Source organism: Streptomyces sp. JNUCC 63 (genome assembly GCF_054366325.1).
The window spans coordinates 4,990,328-5,007,240 of sequence record NZ_CM135963.1 but is presented as its reverse complement, the minus strand read 5'-3'; the positions used below and the strand labels follow the sequence as shown (position 1 = coordinate 5,007,240).

At 68.2% G+C, this 16,913-nt stretch carries 15 protein-coding genes; 10 read left to right on the top strand and 5 right to left on the bottom strand.

What is annotated here, in order from left to right; genetic code table 11:
* Nucleotides 1-73: 73 nt before the first annotated feature.
* Nucleotides 74-1,261 (top strand): nuclear transport factor 2 family protein, encoded by a 1,188-nt coding sequence (locus ACX25U_RS23030; RefSeq protein ID WP_454382763.1) that lies wholly within the window; start codon nucleotides 74-76, stop codon nucleotides 1,259-1,261.
* Nucleotides 1,262-1,508: 247 nt separating this feature from the next.
* Complete coding sequence (locus tag ACX25U_RS23025; protein WP_454382761.1) at nucleotides 1,509-2,804, top strand: hypothetical protein; 1,296 nt, start codon at nucleotides 1,509-1,511, stop codon at nucleotides 2,802-2,804.
* A 166-nt stretch (nucleotides 2,805-2,970) separates the two neighbouring features.
* On the opposite strand, the gene ACX25U_RS23020 is transcribed toward ACX25U_RS23025, so the two are convergent.
* Together ACX25U_RS23020 and ACX25U_RS23015 are read right to left on the bottom strand one after the other, a co-directional pair.
* Entirely contained in the window at nucleotides 2,971-3,099 is a 129-nt protein-coding gene (locus ACX25U_RS23020) for a hypothetical protein (RefSeq protein WP_454382759.1), read from the bottom strand.
* A gap of 207 nt (nucleotides 3,100-3,306) precedes the next feature.
* The gene (locus ACX25U_RS23015; RefSeq protein WP_458633780.1) at nucleotides 3,307-3,732 is read right to left on the bottom strand and encodes a hypothetical protein; all 426 of its coding nucleotides are present in this window, start codon (nucleotides 3,730-3,732) and stop codon (nucleotides 3,307-3,309) included.
* A gap of 504 nt (nucleotides 3,733-4,236) precedes the next feature.
* On the opposite strand from ACX25U_RS23015, the gene ACX25U_RS23010 reads away from it, so the two are divergent.
* Nucleotides 4,237-4,407: a DUF6087 family protein gene (locus tag ACX25U_RS23010; protein ID WP_454382755.1), complete on the top strand. Its 171-nt coding sequence runs from the start codon at nucleotides 4,237-4,239 to the stop codon at nucleotides 4,405-4,407.
* A gap of 170 nt (nucleotides 4,408-4,577) precedes the next feature.
* Nucleotides 4,578-7,727 carry a DUF3427 domain-containing protein gene (locus ACX25U_RS23005; RefSeq protein ID WP_454382753.1) on the top strand — a complete coding sequence of 1,050 codons (3,150 nt, stop codon included), beginning with the start codon at nucleotides 4,578-4,580 and terminating at the stop codon, nucleotides 7,725-7,727.
* Between the two features lie 12 nt (nucleotides 7,728-7,739).
* On the opposite strand, the gene ACX25U_RS23000 is transcribed toward ACX25U_RS23005, so the two are convergent.
* Nucleotides 7,740-8,381, bottom strand: coding sequence for an ATP-binding protein (locus tag ACX25U_RS23000; RefSeq protein ID WP_454382751.1), 642 nt, complete (start codon nucleotides 8,379-8,381; stop codon nucleotides 7,740-7,742).
* A gap of 233 nt (nucleotides 8,382-8,614) precedes the next feature.
* On the opposite strand from ACX25U_RS23000, the gene ACX25U_RS22995 reads away from it, so the two are divergent.
* The 5 genes from ACX25U_RS22995 to ACX25U_RS22975 all read left to right on the top strand — a co-directional run bounded on the left by ACX25U_RS22995 (nucleotide 8,615) and on the right by ACX25U_RS22975 (nucleotide 12,881).
* Complete coding sequence (locus ACX25U_RS22995; RefSeq protein ID WP_454382749.1) at nucleotides 8,615-9,460, top strand: helix-turn-helix domain-containing protein; 846 nt, start codon at nucleotides 8,615-8,617, stop codon at nucleotides 9,458-9,460.
* Nucleotides 9,460-9,660, top strand: coding sequence for a DUF397 domain-containing protein (locus ACX25U_RS22990; protein ID WP_454382747.1), 201 nt, complete (start codon nucleotides 9,460-9,462; stop codon nucleotides 9,658-9,660). The genes ACX25U_RS22995 and ACX25U_RS22990 overlap by 1 nt, the downstream gene beginning before the upstream one ends.
* A gap of 624 nt (nucleotides 9,661-10,284) precedes the next feature.
* Complete coding sequence (locus ACX25U_RS22985; protein WP_454382745.1) at nucleotides 10,285-10,674, top strand: hypothetical protein; 390 nt, start codon at nucleotides 10,285-10,287, stop codon at nucleotides 10,672-10,674.
* Between the two features lie 147 nt (nucleotides 10,675-10,821).
* On the top strand, nucleotides 10,822-11,511 hold the full coding sequence (locus ACX25U_RS22980) for a response regulator transcription factor (protein WP_454382743.1): 690 nt from the start codon (nucleotides 10,822-10,824) through the stop codon (nucleotides 11,509-11,511).
* Nucleotides 11,508-12,881: a sensor histidine kinase gene (locus ACX25U_RS22975; RefSeq protein ID WP_454382741.1), complete on the top strand. Its 1,374-nt coding sequence runs from the start codon at nucleotides 11,508-11,510 to the stop codon at nucleotides 12,879-12,881. Before ACX25U_RS22980 ends, ACX25U_RS22975 begins: the two co-directional genes overlap by 4 nt.
* A gap of 457 nt (nucleotides 12,882-13,338) precedes the next feature.
* On the opposite strand, the gene ACX25U_RS22970 is transcribed toward ACX25U_RS22975, so the two are convergent.
* Entirely contained in the window at nucleotides 13,339-13,662 is a 324-nt protein-coding gene (locus ACX25U_RS22970) for a hypothetical protein (RefSeq protein ID WP_454382740.1), read from the bottom strand.
* Nucleotides 13,663-14,664: 1,002 nt separating this feature from the next.
* On the opposite strand from ACX25U_RS22970, the gene ACX25U_RS22965 reads away from it, so the two are divergent.
* A complete protein-coding gene (locus ACX25U_RS22965; RefSeq protein WP_454382739.1) occupies nucleotides 14,665-15,843 on the top strand; it encodes a glycosyltransferase in 1,179 nt (392 codons plus the stop codon).
* Between the two features lie 348 nt (nucleotides 15,844-16,191).
* On the opposite strand, the gene ACX25U_RS22960 is transcribed toward ACX25U_RS22965, so the two are convergent.
* Complete coding sequence (locus ACX25U_RS22960; RefSeq protein WP_454394455.1) at nucleotides 16,192-16,677, bottom strand: carboxymuconolactone decarboxylase family protein; 486 nt, start codon at nucleotides 16,675-16,677, stop codon at nucleotides 16,192-16,194.
* Nucleotides 16,678-16,913: the final 236 nt, after the last annotated feature.

The window sequence follows — 16,913 nt, the reverse complement described above, 5'->3', positions numbered from 1 at the left end:
ATGCGGACCTCGCAGAGCAGCCCTGCCGGATCTGCGCTTGTCGCACCCCTCCCGATGCCCCACGCTCGGACGCATGACCACACCGCACACCATCGCCGTCCTCGGCCTGGGACGCATGGGCTCCGCGATCGCGACACGACTCGCCGACCACGACTGGGACGTCGTCGGCTGGACACGGTCCGGGCGCACCGCAGGCGCCGTCGAGACGACCCGCGATCCGAACGACGCCGTGGCGAAGGCCGACATCGCGCTCCTGGCGCTGTTCGACGGCCAGGCGTGCCGGCAGATCGTCGACCAGGTCCGCGACTCGCTGCGACCGGACACGATCGTGCTGAACACCAGCACCATCGCCCCCGCCGAGGCCTCGGCGCTGGCCCGGCAGCTCGGCCCTTCCTACGTCCACGCACCCGTACTCGGCTCCGTGCCGGCCGTCACCACCGGCGCCCTGCGGATTATCGCCGCCGCCGACCAGGACGCGCTCGACCGGGTCCAACCGGTACTGCAAGCTCTCGGCACCGTGCGACACGTCGACGACGCCGCCACCGCCGCCGCGCTCAAGCTGGTCGCCAACAGCAGCCTCGCCGGCGCCGTCCTCGCGCTGCGCGACTCACTGCGGCAGGCCGACGCCCTGGGCCTGCCCCGCGCCCAGGTGCTGGACGTCCTCGAACTCGGCCAGCTCGGCAAGTTCGTCACCCGCAAGCGCACGTTCCTCGCCGACCGGTCGGCCGCGACCGCGGCCCCGGCCGAGTTCACGATCGGCGCGTTGGCCAAGGACATGGCACTGCTGGCCGCCGCCTCGGACAGCCCCCTGCGCAGCGCCGCCGACCTGGCCGACGCCCCTGCCGACCCCGAGGCCGACATCGCCGTCGCCGCCACGGTCCCCGCCACGGATGACGCCGTACTCGAACCACTGCGTTCCTACATCCGCGGCCACGCCACCGGCGACCCCACCCACTTCCGCGACGCGTTCCTGCCCACCGCCCACATCGAGGGCATCCGGGACGGCGCCTTCGTGTCATGGCCCCTGGACGAGTACTGCGCCTTCTTCCCCGGCCACCCGGCCCCGGATGAACCGACTCGCTCCCGCCGCATCGACACCATCGACGTCCACGGCACCGTCGCGACCGCGTCCATGACCCTCCGGCACGGCGCGGACACCTTCACCGACGTCTTCCTGCTGGTCCACGCCGACGGCAGGTGGCGCATCGCCAACAAGGCGTACCACCGGGCAGTGACCGACGATAGGGAGCGCCCTCACTGAGTACGCCCGCGCTCCGCGCCCCGGCACATAGGCTTGGTCCAATCACCGTCGCATTGCGCACTGTTGCCGTCCCAGCACCCGCGATAGTCTGCGTGGTGACCGGTGACGGCACGACCAGGTGACACGCGAGGGGGACCGTGGGGCGGCCTGAAGTGCGAGACGCGTTGAAGCCGGACGGCACATCGCCGCGTCACGGGACCATCGTCGACATCCGCCTTGACCAGCCGGATCCGGCGGCGTACTACCGGTGACCGGCAACGAAGTGTCACCGCTCGACGACGTCACGGGCGCTCGCCAGGAACTGACCGTCGTCCTGCCCGCCCGGCTCCGCCGCGCTCCCGGCTGGCCGGAGGGCCCGTTCCCGTTCGAGCTCGGCAGCCGTCGTACGGACGCGCCGACCAGGTCGACGTACTTCACCCCGGCCTCCGCCCGTGCCCTGTACGGCGCCCCCGGACGGCCACGGCGCTGGCACCTGCCGCTCGACATCAAGCACGACGGGCTGCGCCTGCTCGGCATGGAACTCCTCCGCGCGGCCACCGCCCGCGACCCTGAACACGCCCTCGCGGTACTGCACTTCACCGTGGAACGACCGCTCCTGCCGGTACTGCGGTCCCTCGCCGGCCGCCGCCCCTCCGCCGATGACGACCCGGTCACCGGCCTCACCGGCCCGTTCGACCCGGCCGCGCTCCTCGCCGGAATCGCCGACGTCCGTGTCTCCGCCACACCCTTCGCCCTCGCCCGCCCGTACACGATCGCCTTCCTGACCCCGACGGACCGGCACACGCCCGCCCTCCGCAACAGCCCGGAAGGCGTCCTGCCCGCCACGGCCGACCGCTGGCTGTGGCAACTGGCTTCCCGCTCCAACTCGGCGGACTTCCCTCCGGCCCCGGAGACCGCCGCCGAAGAGCTCAAGGGGGCCGTACGAATCTCCGCGGACTGGAGCGCCCTGGTACTACGGCAGGGCGCCGCCTTCCTCGGCCACCGGCCCGACACGGGCGAGGGCGACTTCTTCGAGTTCGGCGCGCTGCACTCCCGTACCGTCTACCTCGACGCCCTGCTGCTGGGCTCCCTCCAGCGCGACCACATCGACGAGCTCACCGACGAACTCTCGGACGTGTTCACCTCACCCCGGCGCCTGGCCCGCCGCGTCGCCACCCTGGAGCGCAGCATCGCCCTGTTCCGCAGCGGCTACTGGCGCCAGCACCTCACCGCCCACGGCCCCGCCAACGAACTCCTCCTCGCCTTCCAGCACCAGCACCGCCTCCCGGCCCGCTTCGCCGAGATCCTCGCCGAGGCGGCCGACTACAGCCGCCTCGTGCAGACCCAGGAAAGCCAGCAGATCAGCGGCGCCCTGGGCGTCCTCACCATCCTGGGTCTGCCGCTCGGCACGGCCCTGGGCATCCTGCAGGTGCTGGACGACCACTCCCTGCCCCACCTTCTCGTCGGCCTCGGGCTGTCTGTGGCGGCGACGGCTGCGGCTTTGACCACGCGATACGGGCGGTTGGTCTTGTCGTCGTTGCGGGGTGGGGAGAACGGGCGGTAGCCCTGGGGTCTGCGCCTGCTGCACCGAGACGGGATGACCGGCGCGGTTCCTGAGTTGTTCAGGGCTCGGGCATCCGCAGGCTGGGCATCTGCTGATGCGGAAACGCTGCGCGCTGCCCGGCACGAACAGGAACGGGACGGCGATGTCGAGTCGCCGCCCCGCTGCTTCAGTCCAGTCGTTTCCCCATGCGCGCAGAGATCTTCTCGGTGTCTTTGGTGTGCCACCACTCGAAGAGGTGGGTCCGGGCGAGGAATGCCAGGTAGTCGAATGATTCCTTGGCAGGGTCCCCGCTCATGAGGCTCGCTTCATACCCCGTGTAATCGAGCGAAACCTCCCACACCTCACCTGCGACGCACACACGGAACACCAAGAGCAGTTCTGGGTGCGATGAGGACACTTTCAGATCCAGGACCTCGATGGGGACCGACCCCTGTCTCTGAATTCCGGAGAGCCTACGATGGAGTCCATCTCTGATCTGCTCTTGACTGGCCATTCGACCCTCTTAGCACTTTGTCCCTGCAGCATCCAGAGAACCTGCTGCGGCACCCGACGTGTATTCTTCCACAGCCGTGATGACTCCCTGCGGCGTCAGGCCGCCCGGCTTTCCGCCGAGCGGCCCCTTGTTGACGACCACCTTGAAATTCTTGATCGGCTTCGGGGTGCAGGTCTCCGAAACCTTGTAGCGGTAGTAGACGCCAGGGGATCGCTCATAGCCCTTGTAGAGGGTGTCTGAGATCTTGTTCTTGAAGCTGGTACTCCAGCGCCCCCGCTCCACGATGTGATTGTACCCCCAGCTTTTCGTCCCGCAGCGCAGAGGCATCTTCATTGGGCCGATCCAGAAGGTGTATGCCACCTTCGAATAGTGCTGCCGCTTGCAGACAGTGGAGTCGGCAGCCACTTCCACATCTGCCTCGTTGACGGTTGACACGGGCCCCGTCGCGCCCGGCGCATCGTCTGATGCGTGTGCCGATGCCGGGGCCGCGAGTGCGACCACCGCGACAGTCGCAGCGAAGGTTGCTAAGGATTTGCAAGCGTGCTTTACGCGCACGAATTCCCCCCTCTGATGAATTACCTAAATGCACCTCTCGGCGAGTTAATACTCGCCTTCACGAGCCGCGAAGGCAAGAATTACGAGCGTGACCATGTTCACCCTGCGAAGCAGAACCGACACCGTCAGCATCCCGTCCGGGGTTCGCGGTCAGGGCCTTTGCGAGTAGCAGATCTGTCCGGTTGAGCAGGCAGGTCCTGGTTGATCAGCCCAGCCCGGGGGCGGTGAGGGGCGTCGCGGGCGCGGTGGCGGGTGGCGGGTGGCGGCGGCGATGTTGTGTCGCCGTTCTGATCGACAGCATGGCCAAGCACCGTCGCCCAGGTCTGTTCCCCGGCTCGACGCCGACGCCCGCTCACCGCGTACGACAAGCGACGCTGACCGCCGATGGACGTCCACCGCCGCCACCGGCCGATCCACGGCGGCGCCGGCCATCTACGACCGGACGAGCCACGCGTCCTGGAGGAATGGGACGGCTTCGCGTACCAGGTGGTGGGCACGGCGTCTGACCTCACGAGGGCGAGGGAGTGGGTGAACCGGAGGCCGGAAACGCCATGAACGGGGGATGTGCGTGCCGGTCTGGGTACGGCCGCGGGTCTTGGCACTGGATGATCGTCACCTCAGCGCGGCTCCAAGGCGCTCGATCCCAGCACCGATGAGCCTGCCACCTGTATCGCCTGTCAGTGGCTCCTGTTAAAACAGAGCCATTGACGCTGATCAAGGGGGACATGATGGCAGAAGCACAGGATCTGGGGCAGCCGGTCGCGGGCGTGTACGAGAAGCTGATCACTGAGGATGTGCGTGATGAGCTGGGGCAGCTCGAGGCCGTGGGGTGGAAGGCCATCGACGCGGAGGTGAGTTCCGAGTCCACGCCTCATGTGCTGGCTCGGCATGTCAGCGAGGTGGTCGCCCGCACGCTCAACCAGCTCCCGTCCGATCAGCAGGTCCCCTTCGTCAACAAGGTCCTGGAATCTCTGGCCACCGGTGCCACCAGCCAGAGCGACATCGATCCCATAAGCACGGTCGTCGAGGGCCCGCGGCAGTTGCTCGCGCTCGCTGAGCAGGAGGCGCCGGGCGCCTACGCGATCCGTCCGCTCACTCCGCTGTCCGAGACCTCGCTGCTCACGAACTCGCCGGAGGACCTCAGTCTGGGTGCGGAGCTGCGCGCCGAGCTCGCGACCGCGGACCGTATCGACCTGCTTTGCGCGTTCGTGAAGTGGTACGGAATCCGCGTCCTGGAGGACGCGCTACGCGCGGCCAAGGAGCGCGGTGTACAGATTCGGGTCATCACGACCACATACATGGGCGCCACCGACCGTCACGCGCTCGACCGGCTGGTGCGAGACTTCGGCGCCACCGTCAAGGTCAACTACGAGATCCGCTCCACACGCCTGCACGCCAAAGCCTGGCTGTTCCGGCGCAAGACGGGCTTCGACACCGCCTACGTCGGCAGCTCGAACCTGTCCAGGGCCGCACTGCTCGACGGCCTGGAGTGGAACGTGCGGCTGTCGTCCGTCGCCACCCCCGCGGTACTGGACAAGTTCGAGGCGACCTTCGACGCGTATTGGCATGACACCGCCTTCGAGACCTACGACCCAGACCTGCACGGTGAGCGCCTCGATGGAGCGCTGGCCCAGGCGAGTGGCACCAGCTCCGCCACCGACCTGAAGATCAACCTTTCCGGCCTGGAGGTACGCCCCTTCCCGCACCAGCGAGACATGCTGGAGCGGCTCACCGTCGAGCGGGAGCTTCGTGGGCGGCACCGGAACCTGCTGGTCGCGGCCACCGGTACCGGGAAGACGGTGATGGCTGCCCTGGACTACCGCAGCCTGTGCAAGAAGTCGGACGGCGGCCGGCCGAAGCTGCTGTTCGTGGCCCATCGCAAAGAGATCCTCAAGCAGTCTCTGCGCACCTACCGAGAGGTCCTGGACGACGCGTCGTTCGGGGAGCTGCTGCACTCGGGACAAGATCCGCGCGAGTGGAACCACGTCTTCGCCAGCGTCCAATCGCTCAATGTCCAGCGCCTTGAGCAACTGGCTCCGGACCACTTCGACATCATCGTCATCGACGAGTTCCACCACGCCACCGCGACCACGTATCGGCGGGTCATCGACCACTTCACGCCGAAGGAACTCCTCGGCCTGACGGCCACCCCCGAGCGGATGGACGGGCTCAACGTCCAGGACGAGTTCTTCGAGGGCCGGATCTCTGCCGAGATGCGGCTGTGGGAAGCCCTGGAAAACGACCTGCTGTGCCCCTTCCACTACTTCGGCATCCCTGACGGCACCGATCTGACGAGCTTGGGCTGGCAGAAGGGTTCGTACGCCGACCAGGAGCTCGGCAACCTCTACACGGGCAACCACGCCCGCGCACGGATCGTGGTGAAGCAGATCCGAGACAAGGTCTCCGACCCAGGGGCCATGCGCGCACTCGGCTTCTGCGTGACCAAGGCACACGCCCACTTCATGGCTGACTTCTTCCGCAAGGCCGGTTTCAAGGCCGTGGCGCTCGACAGCGACTCATCCGCTGACGCGCGTGCCCAGGCCCTGTCTGATCTGCGCGACGGAAACCTCCAAGTGATCTTCTCCGTCGACCTGTTCAACGAGGGACTCGACATCCCTGACGTCGACACGCTGCTCCTCCTCCGCCCCACCAACAGCGCCACCGTCTTCCTCCAGCAGCTAGGCCGGGGGCTGAGACGCACTGAGACGAAGCCGGTGCTCACCGTCCTTGACTTCATCGGGCAGCACCGGGCTGAGTTCCGCTTCGAGGAGCAGTTCCGGGCACTGACCAACCTGTCGCGGAACCGGCTCGTCGATCACATCGAGCACGACTTCCCGCAACTGCCGTCCGGGTGCCAGATCATCCTGGAGGGCAAGTCGAAGGATCTCATCCTCGACAACATCCGGGCTCAAGTGAACGCCACGGTGAAGACGTTGGTGAAGGAGGTCAAGGCCTACAGCACTCCGCGCCTTGCCGACTACCTCAGGGAGAGCCGTCGGGAGATCAAGGAGCTCTACAAGAGCGAGAACTCCTGGACGACCGTCCTGCGCCGGGCCGGCCTGATCGAGGAGCCCGCGGCAGATGGGGAAGCGGCGCTACTGAAGCGGGTCCACGCTTTCCTCCACGTGGACGACCCGGAGCGCGCGGACGCTTACCTCCGCCTCCTCCAAGATGGCGCTTCACCGTACGAGGAACTGGGCCCGACCGATCAGTCGTACGCCCGCATGCTGTTCTTCAACCTTTGGGACAACGCGGGAGGCTTCACCGGCTTCCAGGAGGGGCTTGAATCCCTTCGCTCTCAGCGAGCGTTCCGTGACGAGCTGGGACAGGTACTGTCACACGTCATCGAGCAGGCCGACCACTTCCCCATCCCGCTGTCCGGCCACCTCAGCCAGGTCCCGCTGAAGGTTCACAGCTCCTACAACCGCTCGGAGATCCTCGCCGCCCTCGGTGTGGCCCGCTTCGGTGGGCAGATGCCCCGCACCTTCGCGCAGGGCGTCCAGTGGGTCGAGGAGCTCCAGACGGACGCCCTGCTCATCACGTTGGAGAAGAACGAGAAGGATTTCTCGCCCACCGTCCGGTACAAGGACTACGCGTTGAGCCCGACGCTCTTCCACTGGGAGTCACAGAACTCAACGGCCGAGAACTCCCGAACCGGGATGCGCTACCGGCAGCACAAACAGCGCGGTGGTCACGTCCTGCTGTTCATGCGGCGCTACAAGAACACCGACATAGGCAAATCCCAGCCGTGGATGCTCCTCGGCCCGGCAACGTACCAGTCCCACACGGGAAGCAAGCCGATGGCGATCACCTGGCGCTTGAAGCACGATCTCCCTGCCGACGTGTGGACGTACTCGGCCATCATGGCGAGCTGATCCACAGCACTGCTAAAAATCAGCGGGTTCGGCCTCGGCCTGGAAGTGGGCCTGAGCGCGCTCCAGTACCTCGTCCGGGTCCCGGCCATGAGCGCCGAGCCAGTGGAGGAGGTCGGCGATCACGTTGATCGCCGTTTCCTCCGCCACCGCCGTCCCCAATCGAGTGAGCCGGGAGCCTTGTGGCAGCTTCGCCACCTCGGTGTAGAGCCCGAGCACGTGCGCGGCTCGTGCCATGCGAGGACTCGCGGCGTGCCCGTCGGCCGCGGTGAGACTCGTACGCAGCTCACACCACGTCGCCTTGTGCCCGGCGGTGAGGTCGACGCCCCAACGCTCGGTGATGGCGTCGATGAGAGCCATACCTCGCCCCGCCTCGGCGTCCGAGTCCGCATCCGTCAGGGCCGGGAGGGCGCGGGGGTCGGGGTCGTGGACTTCGATACGCAAGCGGGTGCCGTTCATGAAGACGGCGAGCGTGGTGGGGGTCGCGGGCCCCACGTGCTTGATGACGTTGGCGACGAGCTCGCTGACGCACAACTGGGCGGCCTCGCTGACTTCCGGCAAGCCCCAAAGCTCCAAGTGGAGCCGCAGCAGGCGCCGCAGAGCGGCAACTTCTTCCGCCTGTGCCAGGAACGGCAGCTCCCACGTCCTTCTTGGCATACATCCGGTGCATTCCATGACGTACTCAGCTTCCTAACTCACACTGTCAGTGGCGCCCTGTGCGCTCAGTGACAACACAGCAACCAAGAGTTGCAGTGAGAGTTTCAAAATGGAACTCTCATGACTAGCGAAGAGGAGCACGACACCGCACAACGCGCCCCGGCGCACGCCACCTTGCCGCCTCTCCCGAGGGACGACGACGATCTACCGCAGTGACAGGAAGGGCCATAGACATGGCAGTTGGACCGACCACCCGTAGGCGCCAACTGGGAGCTGACCTACGCCGGCTCCGAGAGCTCAAGGGGCTGACACTGGAGGAGGCGGGCGCTCGCGTCGGCATCTCGAAGGCGACACTCAGCCGCTACGAAACGAAGGAAGGCTCGGTGAAGTGGCCGACCGTCGATGCCCTTTGCCGTGAGTACGGCGCAACGGACGAGGAACGTCTGGCGCTGGTGGAGCTGGCCAAGGGCGCCAAGATCCAGGGCTGGTGGCGCTCCCTCGCCGACCCCATTCCCGAGTCCATGAACCTCATGCTCACGCTCGAAGACGAGGTCGTACGCGAGGACCACTACGCGTGCATGTACGTTCCCGGCCTGCTCCAGACCCGCGCATACGCCGAAGCCGTACACCGGGCCTCGGAGGTCCAGTGCCCGGAGCGCGAGGTCCAGCACATGGTCGACATTCGCATGAAACGGCAGGAGTTGCTGGACCGCGAGGAGCCACCGCACATCTGGTGTGTGATCGACGAGGCAGCGCTCCGACGGAAGGTGGGCGGCCAAAAGGTCATGCGGCAGCAGTTGGAACACCTGCTTGCTGTGTCCCAACGCCCCCGCATCACCGTCCAGGTACTCCCGTTCGCATGCGGCGCGCACGCAGCGGCTGTCGGCAGCTTCGCCGTCCTCCGCGGTCAGGCCCCCGAACTCGACGTGGTGTACGTAGACCTCATCGGCGGCGGCCTCTTCATGGAGAAGCCGCAGGAACTGGAGCGTTATAGATTGGCGTTCGAATACCTCAGCGCCCAGGCACTCGACTTCGAGTCCTCCGCTGAGCTCATCGAACGGATTAGCAGGGAGCCTTGATGGTGACGTCGGCAGAAGCGCACTGGTTCAAGTCTTCTTACAGCGGCGGCAGTGGGACCGAGTGCGTAGAAGCCGCCTTCGTCCCGTCCGGCGTGCTCGTGCGCGACTCCAAGTGGCCCGAGCATCCCCATCTCACCATGACGGCGGAGGCATGGACGGGCTTCGTGGCTGGTGCGCGCCATACCCAACTTGCCTACTGATACGGCTTTTCAACGCCCTGAGAGGGCATTTAGGGATGGATTGTGGCGCTAAGTCGCCCATGTGGCCAACATTCTTTGGGTCGACTCGTACCTTACATGCCCCTTCGCGGCCTTCAGGGGGTCGACTCGGGTGCCCGTTTGGTCTGCTTATCGGCGCCGGATTCCGTCTGGTCCATTAATGGGGCGGAAGGTTCTCGCCAGTGCGGGGTTTCCAGGCATTCCAGGCTCTGCACGTTGGCGATAAATACAGCAAATCTTCTCGAAATGCCCATCTCGAATCAATATCAAACGCCCACTGATGGCACGGTTGGGCGGGTTGTAGGCGGTGCCCCCTGCATGGTGTCGTCGAAGGGGCACTCGTCGTAGCTGGGCTTTGTGTTCGGGTAGAACCCAAATTCAACCGTTGCCGACAGACGGGCCGACGCCCGTTTGGCCTCGGTGCCGACCGTCGGGGAGCGGTCAACAGCACGGTGGTCGGGGACAGTTCAACAACCGCCGATGCCGTTTACTTACCGTGCTATAAGCATGCGCGAGCGTTGACATTACTTGCGTCAGCCAGCCTCCTCCCAAGCCCGCAAGCGCGGGTGGGAACGGACGAACGAGTCCACGACTCAAGGAGTACGCATGCGCAAGAGGACGATCGTGGCCGCGGTGCTGGGCGGAACCCTCCTGGCCGGAGGCTTCGCCGCCGCCGCGAATGCGACCAGCCTGGCAGCAAAGTCCCACGTCACCAAGACCGCCGCGAACTGCCCCGGCGGTGCAATCGGCTCGACCGCCAAGGGCGCCCAGTCCGGCTCCACCGCCAAGGGCGCGTCCCAGTCCGGCTCGACCAACGCGGGTCGCTGCGCCGCGACCGGTGCCCCGGTGCACGGTCCGGCCGGAAGTGCCGCCATCGGCAGCAACGGCAAGGGAGACAGCATCTCCACCGGCGGCAACACCCCCATCGGTCACGGCGTCGCGGTCGGCGGCAAGGGCGGCATGGGGACCGGGCTGGTGGCGTCCGTCGGGCGCTGACCCAGCGCTAGGCGTCGCTTGCCTTCCACCTCGGCTCGTCGGGCCCGCCCGGCGAGCCGAGGCCAATCGCCCCCATGCGTTTTGCCAGGGGCGGAAAACACCCACCGGCCTATCGGACATGTCCAGAGCCATGAAAGGATCCGGCGAATGTCCCACCGGGTCCTGTTGGCGGAAGACGACCGCGCCACGCGTGAGTCACTCGCGCGCGTTCTGGAGTTGGAAGGCTACGACGTCCAGGCGGTCACCGACGGGGCCGCCGCGTTCGACGAGATATCGGCGCGGCCCCCCGACGTGATCGTGCTCGACCTGATGATGCCGCAGGCGGGCGGGCTCACCGTCTGCCGCAGGCTGCGGGCGGCGGGGGACCGCACACCCATCCTGATCGTGACGGCCCGTACCGAAGTGTCGGACCGCGTCGCCGGCCTGGACGCCGGCGCCGACGACTACCTGCCGAAGCCGTTCGCGCTGGAGGAGCTGCTGGCACGGTTGCGCGCGCTGCTGCGCCGGATCAGCGACAACGGGTCCAGCGAGCCGGAACACGAGATACGGGTCGCCGATCTGCTGATCGACGAGGCCGCCCGCCGTGCCTGGCGCGGGGACTGCGAGATCGAGTTGACCAAGACCGAGTTCGAACTCCTCCTGCTGCTGGCCCGCAACGCCGGGGTGGTGCTCCCCAAGTCCACCATCTACTCGCGGATCTGGGACTACGACTTCGGGCCGGACTCGAAAGCGCTCGCGGTCTACATCAGCTACCTGCGACGCAAGCTGGAAGCCGGTGGCCGGCCGCGGCTCATCCACACGCTGCGGGGCGTCGGCTACACGCTGAGGCAGTCATGACCCTACGGACCCGACTCGCGCTCGCCCTGGTCGCGCTCGCCGGACTGTCGGTGGCGGTGGCCGGCTCGATCAACTACGCGGTCACCAGCCAGCGCCTGTACACAGCGGCCGATGCCGGGCTGAAGAGCTTCGCGGCGGCGCTGACCGCGTCCGGCACAGCAACGATCTACAACTACTGCCCGGTGGCCGTGGTCGGAGTCAGCGGGGCCGCGGGAAAGACCAGTCTGCCTGCGGTCGCGGGCATGCCCGATGTCGTCCAGTGCGTCTTCGCGGACGGCGGTGTCATCACGTTGCTCGGCCCGCCCAACGTCATACTCCGAGCGGCGGCCCGCGGCGGCGGCCCGGACACGGAGCAGGGCCCATGGACCGAAACGCTCAGCGGGCAGGACTACCGGGTGATGACCATCTCGCTGCCTGCCGGCGAGCTGAGGATCGCCCGCAGTCTCGCCCCCACCCAACGGGTGCTCGATGGGGCGCGCACCCAGTCCGTAACGGTGGGCCTGGTGATCACCTCCCTGGCCGCCGCGGCCGGAGTCCTCATCGCCCGGCTGACCAGCGCCCCGGTGACCCTGCTCACGGCAACGGCCGAGAGGATCGCCGCGACCGGCGACCTCGGCATCGAGGTGCCCACCGGCCGCCGGGACGAGGTCGGGCGACTCGCCCGCGCTTTCGCCGCGATGCTCGCCGCCCTCACCCGCTCCCGCGAGCAGCAGCACCGCCTGGTACAGGACGCCGGTCATGAGCTGCGCACCCCGTTGACCAGCCTGCGCTCCAACGTCGACACACTCCGGCGCTACCCGGCCCTCGGCGGCAACCTGAGGGAGCGCGTCCTGGCCGACCTCGACAGCGAACTGCGTGCGCTGTCCGCCCTGGTCGACGAACTCGTCGCCCTCGCGCTCGACCGGCACGGCGACGAGGCCACACAGCACGTCGACGTGGACAAGCTCGTCGAACGCGCCAGCGACCGGACCCGGCGCCGCAGCGGGCGAGCCGTCGTCATGGACACCACCCCGGTGCGGATCGCGGCGAAACCCGGGCAACTGCTGCGCGCCGTCAGCAACCTGCTCGACAACGCGGTCAAGTTCAGCCCGGACGGCACCTCGATCGACGTCACCGTCCGCCCCGACCGGATCGAGGTACGCGACCACGGCCCCGGCATCGCCCCGGCGGACCTGCCGCACGTCTTCGACCGCTTCTACCGCGCCACCAGCGCTCCCTCGGTGCCCGGGTCCGGCCTCGGCCTGGCCATCGTGGCGCACATCGCGCAGGACTGCGGCGGCACCGTCACAGCCGCCAACCACCCGAACGGGGGCGCCGTCATCACCATCCACTTGCCCGCCGCCACAACACCGCAGTCCTCCAGCACCTGAGCTCCCGCCACCCCTCCGACCTCGCGGCATGACTCGCCGCCGCGCGTGAGGATGAACTGTCCGCGGGTCCGCCGCCTGCCCGCGGGCGTATCTTCCCAGATCGCAGGTGGCCCAAATCCTCCACTTCCGCCTGCGGGGTCAAGCCTGTTGCTCGTTAAGGTGTCGTGACGCGGCGTGGCGGAGGGCTGCGCCGTCGGCGTATGACCAGCATGGTGTCGGCCGGCTCGCCGCACGGCCGGCTTCTGCCGGAGGTGCCCATGGCCTCGTACCCGCCGCGTGACAAGGACGCCGACGGTGATGAGGAACGCCCCCGGGTTCGGTTTGTCGGCCGTACCGGCCCGCGGCGTCCGAATGCCGCTACGGCCTCCGGCGTCCGCCGTGCCCGGTCGGTTGTGCCGGGCACGGCGGAGGACACCAGGCCGGTTCAGGATCGCCTGGGCTACTTGACCGGGCCGTTCTACGGGAAGCTGGTGGGCAGCGGGCCGGTACGGCGGTTCGGGCCGCTGCCCGGAACCGAACCGTTCCTTGGGCCCAGAACACTCGGGGACGTGGGCGGAGGCTTCTGCTGGACCCACGCCTCCGTACAGGTAAGGGTCGTCCCCGGCACGTTGCAGTGGGTCTGCCAGACCTGCCCGCCGGTCGTCAGGACCTGGACCCACAGGTCGTTGCCCTGGGTGGAGACGCCGACACCACAGACCGAGGGCCCTGGGTAGTTGGTGTTGCCGCTGAGATTCACCCACGTGTAGGCGCCCATGGTGGGCAGGAGGTCCTGGCGGCCCACGGACGTGACACCACCCGTGATCACCGCGCTGAACTGCTCCGACCTCGATGGGGCGACGGTGTCGATGTCCGCGCACGGGCCGGTCGCTCCGGGCGGCCCCGACGGGCCCGGCGGACCTGACGGACCAGCCGAACCGGCGGCCCCGGGCGGCCCGGACGGACCAGGCGGCCCTGACGGGCCGGCAACTCCGGGCGGTCCCGACGGACCAGGCGGACCCGACGACCCGGCAACCCCGGGCGGTCCCGACGGACCAGGCGGACCCGACGGGCCCCGCGACCCGGCAACCCCGGGCGGCCCCGACGGACCAGGCGGACCCGACGGGCCCCGCGACCCGGCAACCCCGGGCGGACCCGACGGCCCGACAGCTCCGGGCGGCCCCGACGGACCAGGTGGCCCCGACGGACCAGGCGGACCAGGCGGACCGGTGGGGCCCGTTGCTCCACGGCAGTGGTCCTTGCCGTTGCCGCCGCCACCGTCGAGTGAGGCCGTGCGGTAGTGCTGCTGACGGGCCTTGTGCGAGTTGTGCGTGCACTCGTCCTTGTCACCGCCGTACGCCACGGCCGTGGGGTCTGCCGTGCCCCGCATCGACTCGGCGGCCGGACCGGCCACGCAGGCTGTCAGGGCCAGCGCGAGCGAGGCCAGCATGCCCGCCTTCCTGAAGCCGTCCCGCGCCAGTGGCCCCCATGGCCGGCGTCTTGTGCCCCCAGGATTCATCTAGGTGCTCCCTTGTCCAACGGGTGTGCGAAAGGTTTCCATGAGCGGGAGCTTGACCTGCCGTCCCTTGGACGAGCGGCGTGCCCGGCCGTGGCGCGTTCATGCGTCAGCAAATCGGCCCATGTGAAAAATCCGAACGGGGCAGTTCTCCGGCAAACGAGGTGTCACCACGACTGATGACGGGTCATCCATGCCTGTGCGTGGATGCCGTGTCGCGGATTCAGCACGTGCCACGGTGGTGAACGCTCCCGCGCGAAGAGGCCAGCCAGTATCCGGGACCGGTGAGGCGTGACGAAGCAGACCATCTGCCTGTGCATGATCGTCAAGGACGAGTCCCGCGTGATCGAACGCTGCCTCGGCTCCGTACGCCACCTGATCGACACCTGGGTGATCTCCGACACCGGCTCGAGCGACGGCACACAGGACCTGATCCGCAAGACTCTCGACGGCATTCCCGGCGAGCTCCACGATGAGCCCTGGGTCGACTTCGGCCACAACCGCACGCAGAACATCCGACGGGCCCGCGGCAGGGCCGACTACCTGCTCACCCTCGACGCCGACCACGTACTGCGCCAGGACGCACCGCTGCCGCGCCTGACCGCGACCTCGTACATGCTGCGCTACGACACACCGGACACCCAGCACCGCTTCAAGCACCTCATGCGCGGCGACCTGGCCTGGCGCTACGAAGGCGTCACCCACGAGTACCCCTGCGCCGACGGGCCCGACCTCCAGGAGAACCTCGACGCGCTGGTGATCGAGGACCATGCCGACGGCGGCTGCCGCGGCGACAAGTCCGAGCGCGACGCACGCCTGCTGCGGCGCGAACTCGAACGCGATCCCTCCAACCCGCGCACGGTTTTCTACCTGGCCAACACCGAACGCGACCTGGGCCACGTGAAAGAGGCGATCGCGCTGTACGAGCGCCGTGCCGCGATGGGCGGCTGGGCGGAAGAGGTCTACTGCTCACTGCTCGAGGCCGGCATCCTCAAGGCCGACAGGGGCAACGACTGGGCCGGGGCGATGGACGCCTTCTCCCGCGCTTGGGACTCACGTCCCCAGCGGCTGGAAGCCTGCTACGAACTCGCCTCACGCCTGCGTGTCCAAGGCCGCTGGCACACCGCGCACGCCGTCCTCGGCGCCGTCGTCGGCCGGGAGGAACCGGGCGACCTGCTCTTCACCAGGTCCTGGGTGTACCGCTGGGGCCTGCTCTTCGAGTACGCGATCACCGCGTACTGGGTGGGCGATCTTCCCGCCTCGCTCCAGGCGTGCGACACCCTCCTGGGTATCCCCGACCTGCCCGAATCCATCCGCTCCCAGACCGAGATCACCCGGGAGTTCGCAGCCCGGCCGACCGCCACCGTCCCGCAGCCCTCCTCGCCGCCCCACAGGTCCCAGGCCGGCCGAGCGGGCAGAACCGCGACAAGCTCCGGGAAGAAAAAGGCAGTCAGAGCCCGCAGAAAGTAGGGATGAAGCGCGCGGCCAAAGGGTGAGGGCGGTCGCGTCCTGGGGGCATGTGCTGCTTTCCGAAGCGCCGGCGGCCGGACCCCGAGTGCTCCGCCGGTCCGGCGTGGGAGGTCAGCGTCTGTCTGTCAGGGCAGGGTGGGGGCCGCTCCCATTCGCCGTCGCCCCCTGTGAGGACAAGCCCACGCGCTCTGACCAGGAAGGCGGGAAAGGAGCCCGGCGGCTGAGGGCCGCTGGGCCGCCCTGACGGACCGTCCAGCCATGTGTTCAGGGGCGTCATGGCCGCGCCCGGACCTGCGCGGCCCCGGCCCGGATCGAGTGATCCGGGCCGGGGCCGAACGCGTCCGCCGGTCAGTCGAACGCGGCGGCGAACATGCCGGGCTCGTAGGAGCCTCCCTGCTGGTGGACGATCACGGCGAGCCGGTTGGCCGCGTTGATCAGGGCGACCAGGCAGACCAGCGCGGCGATCCGGTCGTCGTCGTAGTGCTTGCGCACCTCGGCCCAGGTCTCGTCGGACACGCCCTGGTGGGCGTCGGCGAGCCGGGTGCCCTCTTCGGCGAGCGCCAGCGCGGCCCGCTCGGCCTCGGTGAACACGGTGGACTCGCGCCAGGCGGCGACCAGGTGGAGCCGGACCGCGGTTTCCCCGGCGGCCGCGGCCTCCTTGGTGTGCATGTCGATGCAGTGGCCGCAGCCGTTGATCTGACTGGCGCGCAGCGACACCAGCTCCTGCGTGGACTTCGGCAGCGACGACTGGTGGATCACCAGGCCGGCGCCCGCGAACCGCTTGGCGAACTTGGTGGCGAGCTCGTTGTCGAACAGGTCGAACCGGGCGTCCATGGCTTCGTCCTCACTCGTGGTGTCGTACTGGACGAACACGAGATGCCGGTGACCCGCTCCTTGTGACGGGGCGGTCGTGTGACGTGCGCCACCGCTCGTGGGTGTCACAAAGCCGCGGCAACCGGCGTCCTGTGCGCGTGGGATCGTCGGGAGCGAACAGGCGGGAGCAGCCGGTGAAGGGCGAGCACAGCGAGCACACCGAGGACACCGAGGACACCGAGGACAGCGAGCACACC

Coding starts and splice junctions, on each gene's coding strand:
- ACX25U_RS23030 (WP_454382763.1), top strand. CDS start 74: ATGACCACACCGCACACCATCGCCGTCCTCGGCCTGGGACGCATGGGC.
- ACX25U_RS23020 (WP_454382759.1), bottom strand. CDS start 3,099: ATGAGCGGGGACCCTGCCAAGGAATCATTCGACTACCTGGCATTCCTC.
- ACX25U_RS23010 (WP_454382755.1), top strand. CDS start 4,237: ATGGACGTCCACCGCCGCCACCGGCCGATCCACGGCGGCGCCGGCCAT.
- ACX25U_RS23005 (WP_454382753.1), top strand. CDS start 4,578: ATGATGGCAGAAGCACAGGATCTGGGGCAGCCGGTCGCGGGCGTGTAC.
- ACX25U_RS23000 (WP_454382751.1), bottom strand. CDS start 8,381: ATGCCAAGAAGGACGTGGGAGCTGCCGTTCCTGGCACAGGCGGAAGAA.
- ACX25U_RS22995 (WP_454382749.1), top strand. CDS start 8,615: ATGGCAGTTGGACCGACCACCCGTAGGCGCCAACTGGGAGCTGACCTA.
- ACX25U_RS22990 (WP_454382747.1), top strand. CDS start 9,460: ATGGTGACGTCGGCAGAAGCGCACTGGTTCAAGTCTTCTTACAGCGGC.
- ACX25U_RS22985 (WP_454382745.1), top strand. CDS start 10,285: ATGCGCAAGAGGACGATCGTGGCCGCGGTGCTGGGCGGAACCCTCCTG.
- ACX25U_RS22980 (WP_454382743.1), top strand. CDS start 10,822: ATGTCCCACCGGGTCCTGTTGGCGGAAGACGACCGCGCCACGCGTGAG.
- ACX25U_RS22975 (WP_454382741.1), top strand. CDS start 11,508: ATGACCCTACGGACCCGACTCGCGCTCGCCCTGGTCGCGCTCGCCGGA.
- ACX25U_RS22960 (WP_454394455.1), bottom strand. CDS start 16,677: ATGGACGCCCGGTTCGACCTGTTCGACAACGAGCTCGCCACCAAGTTC.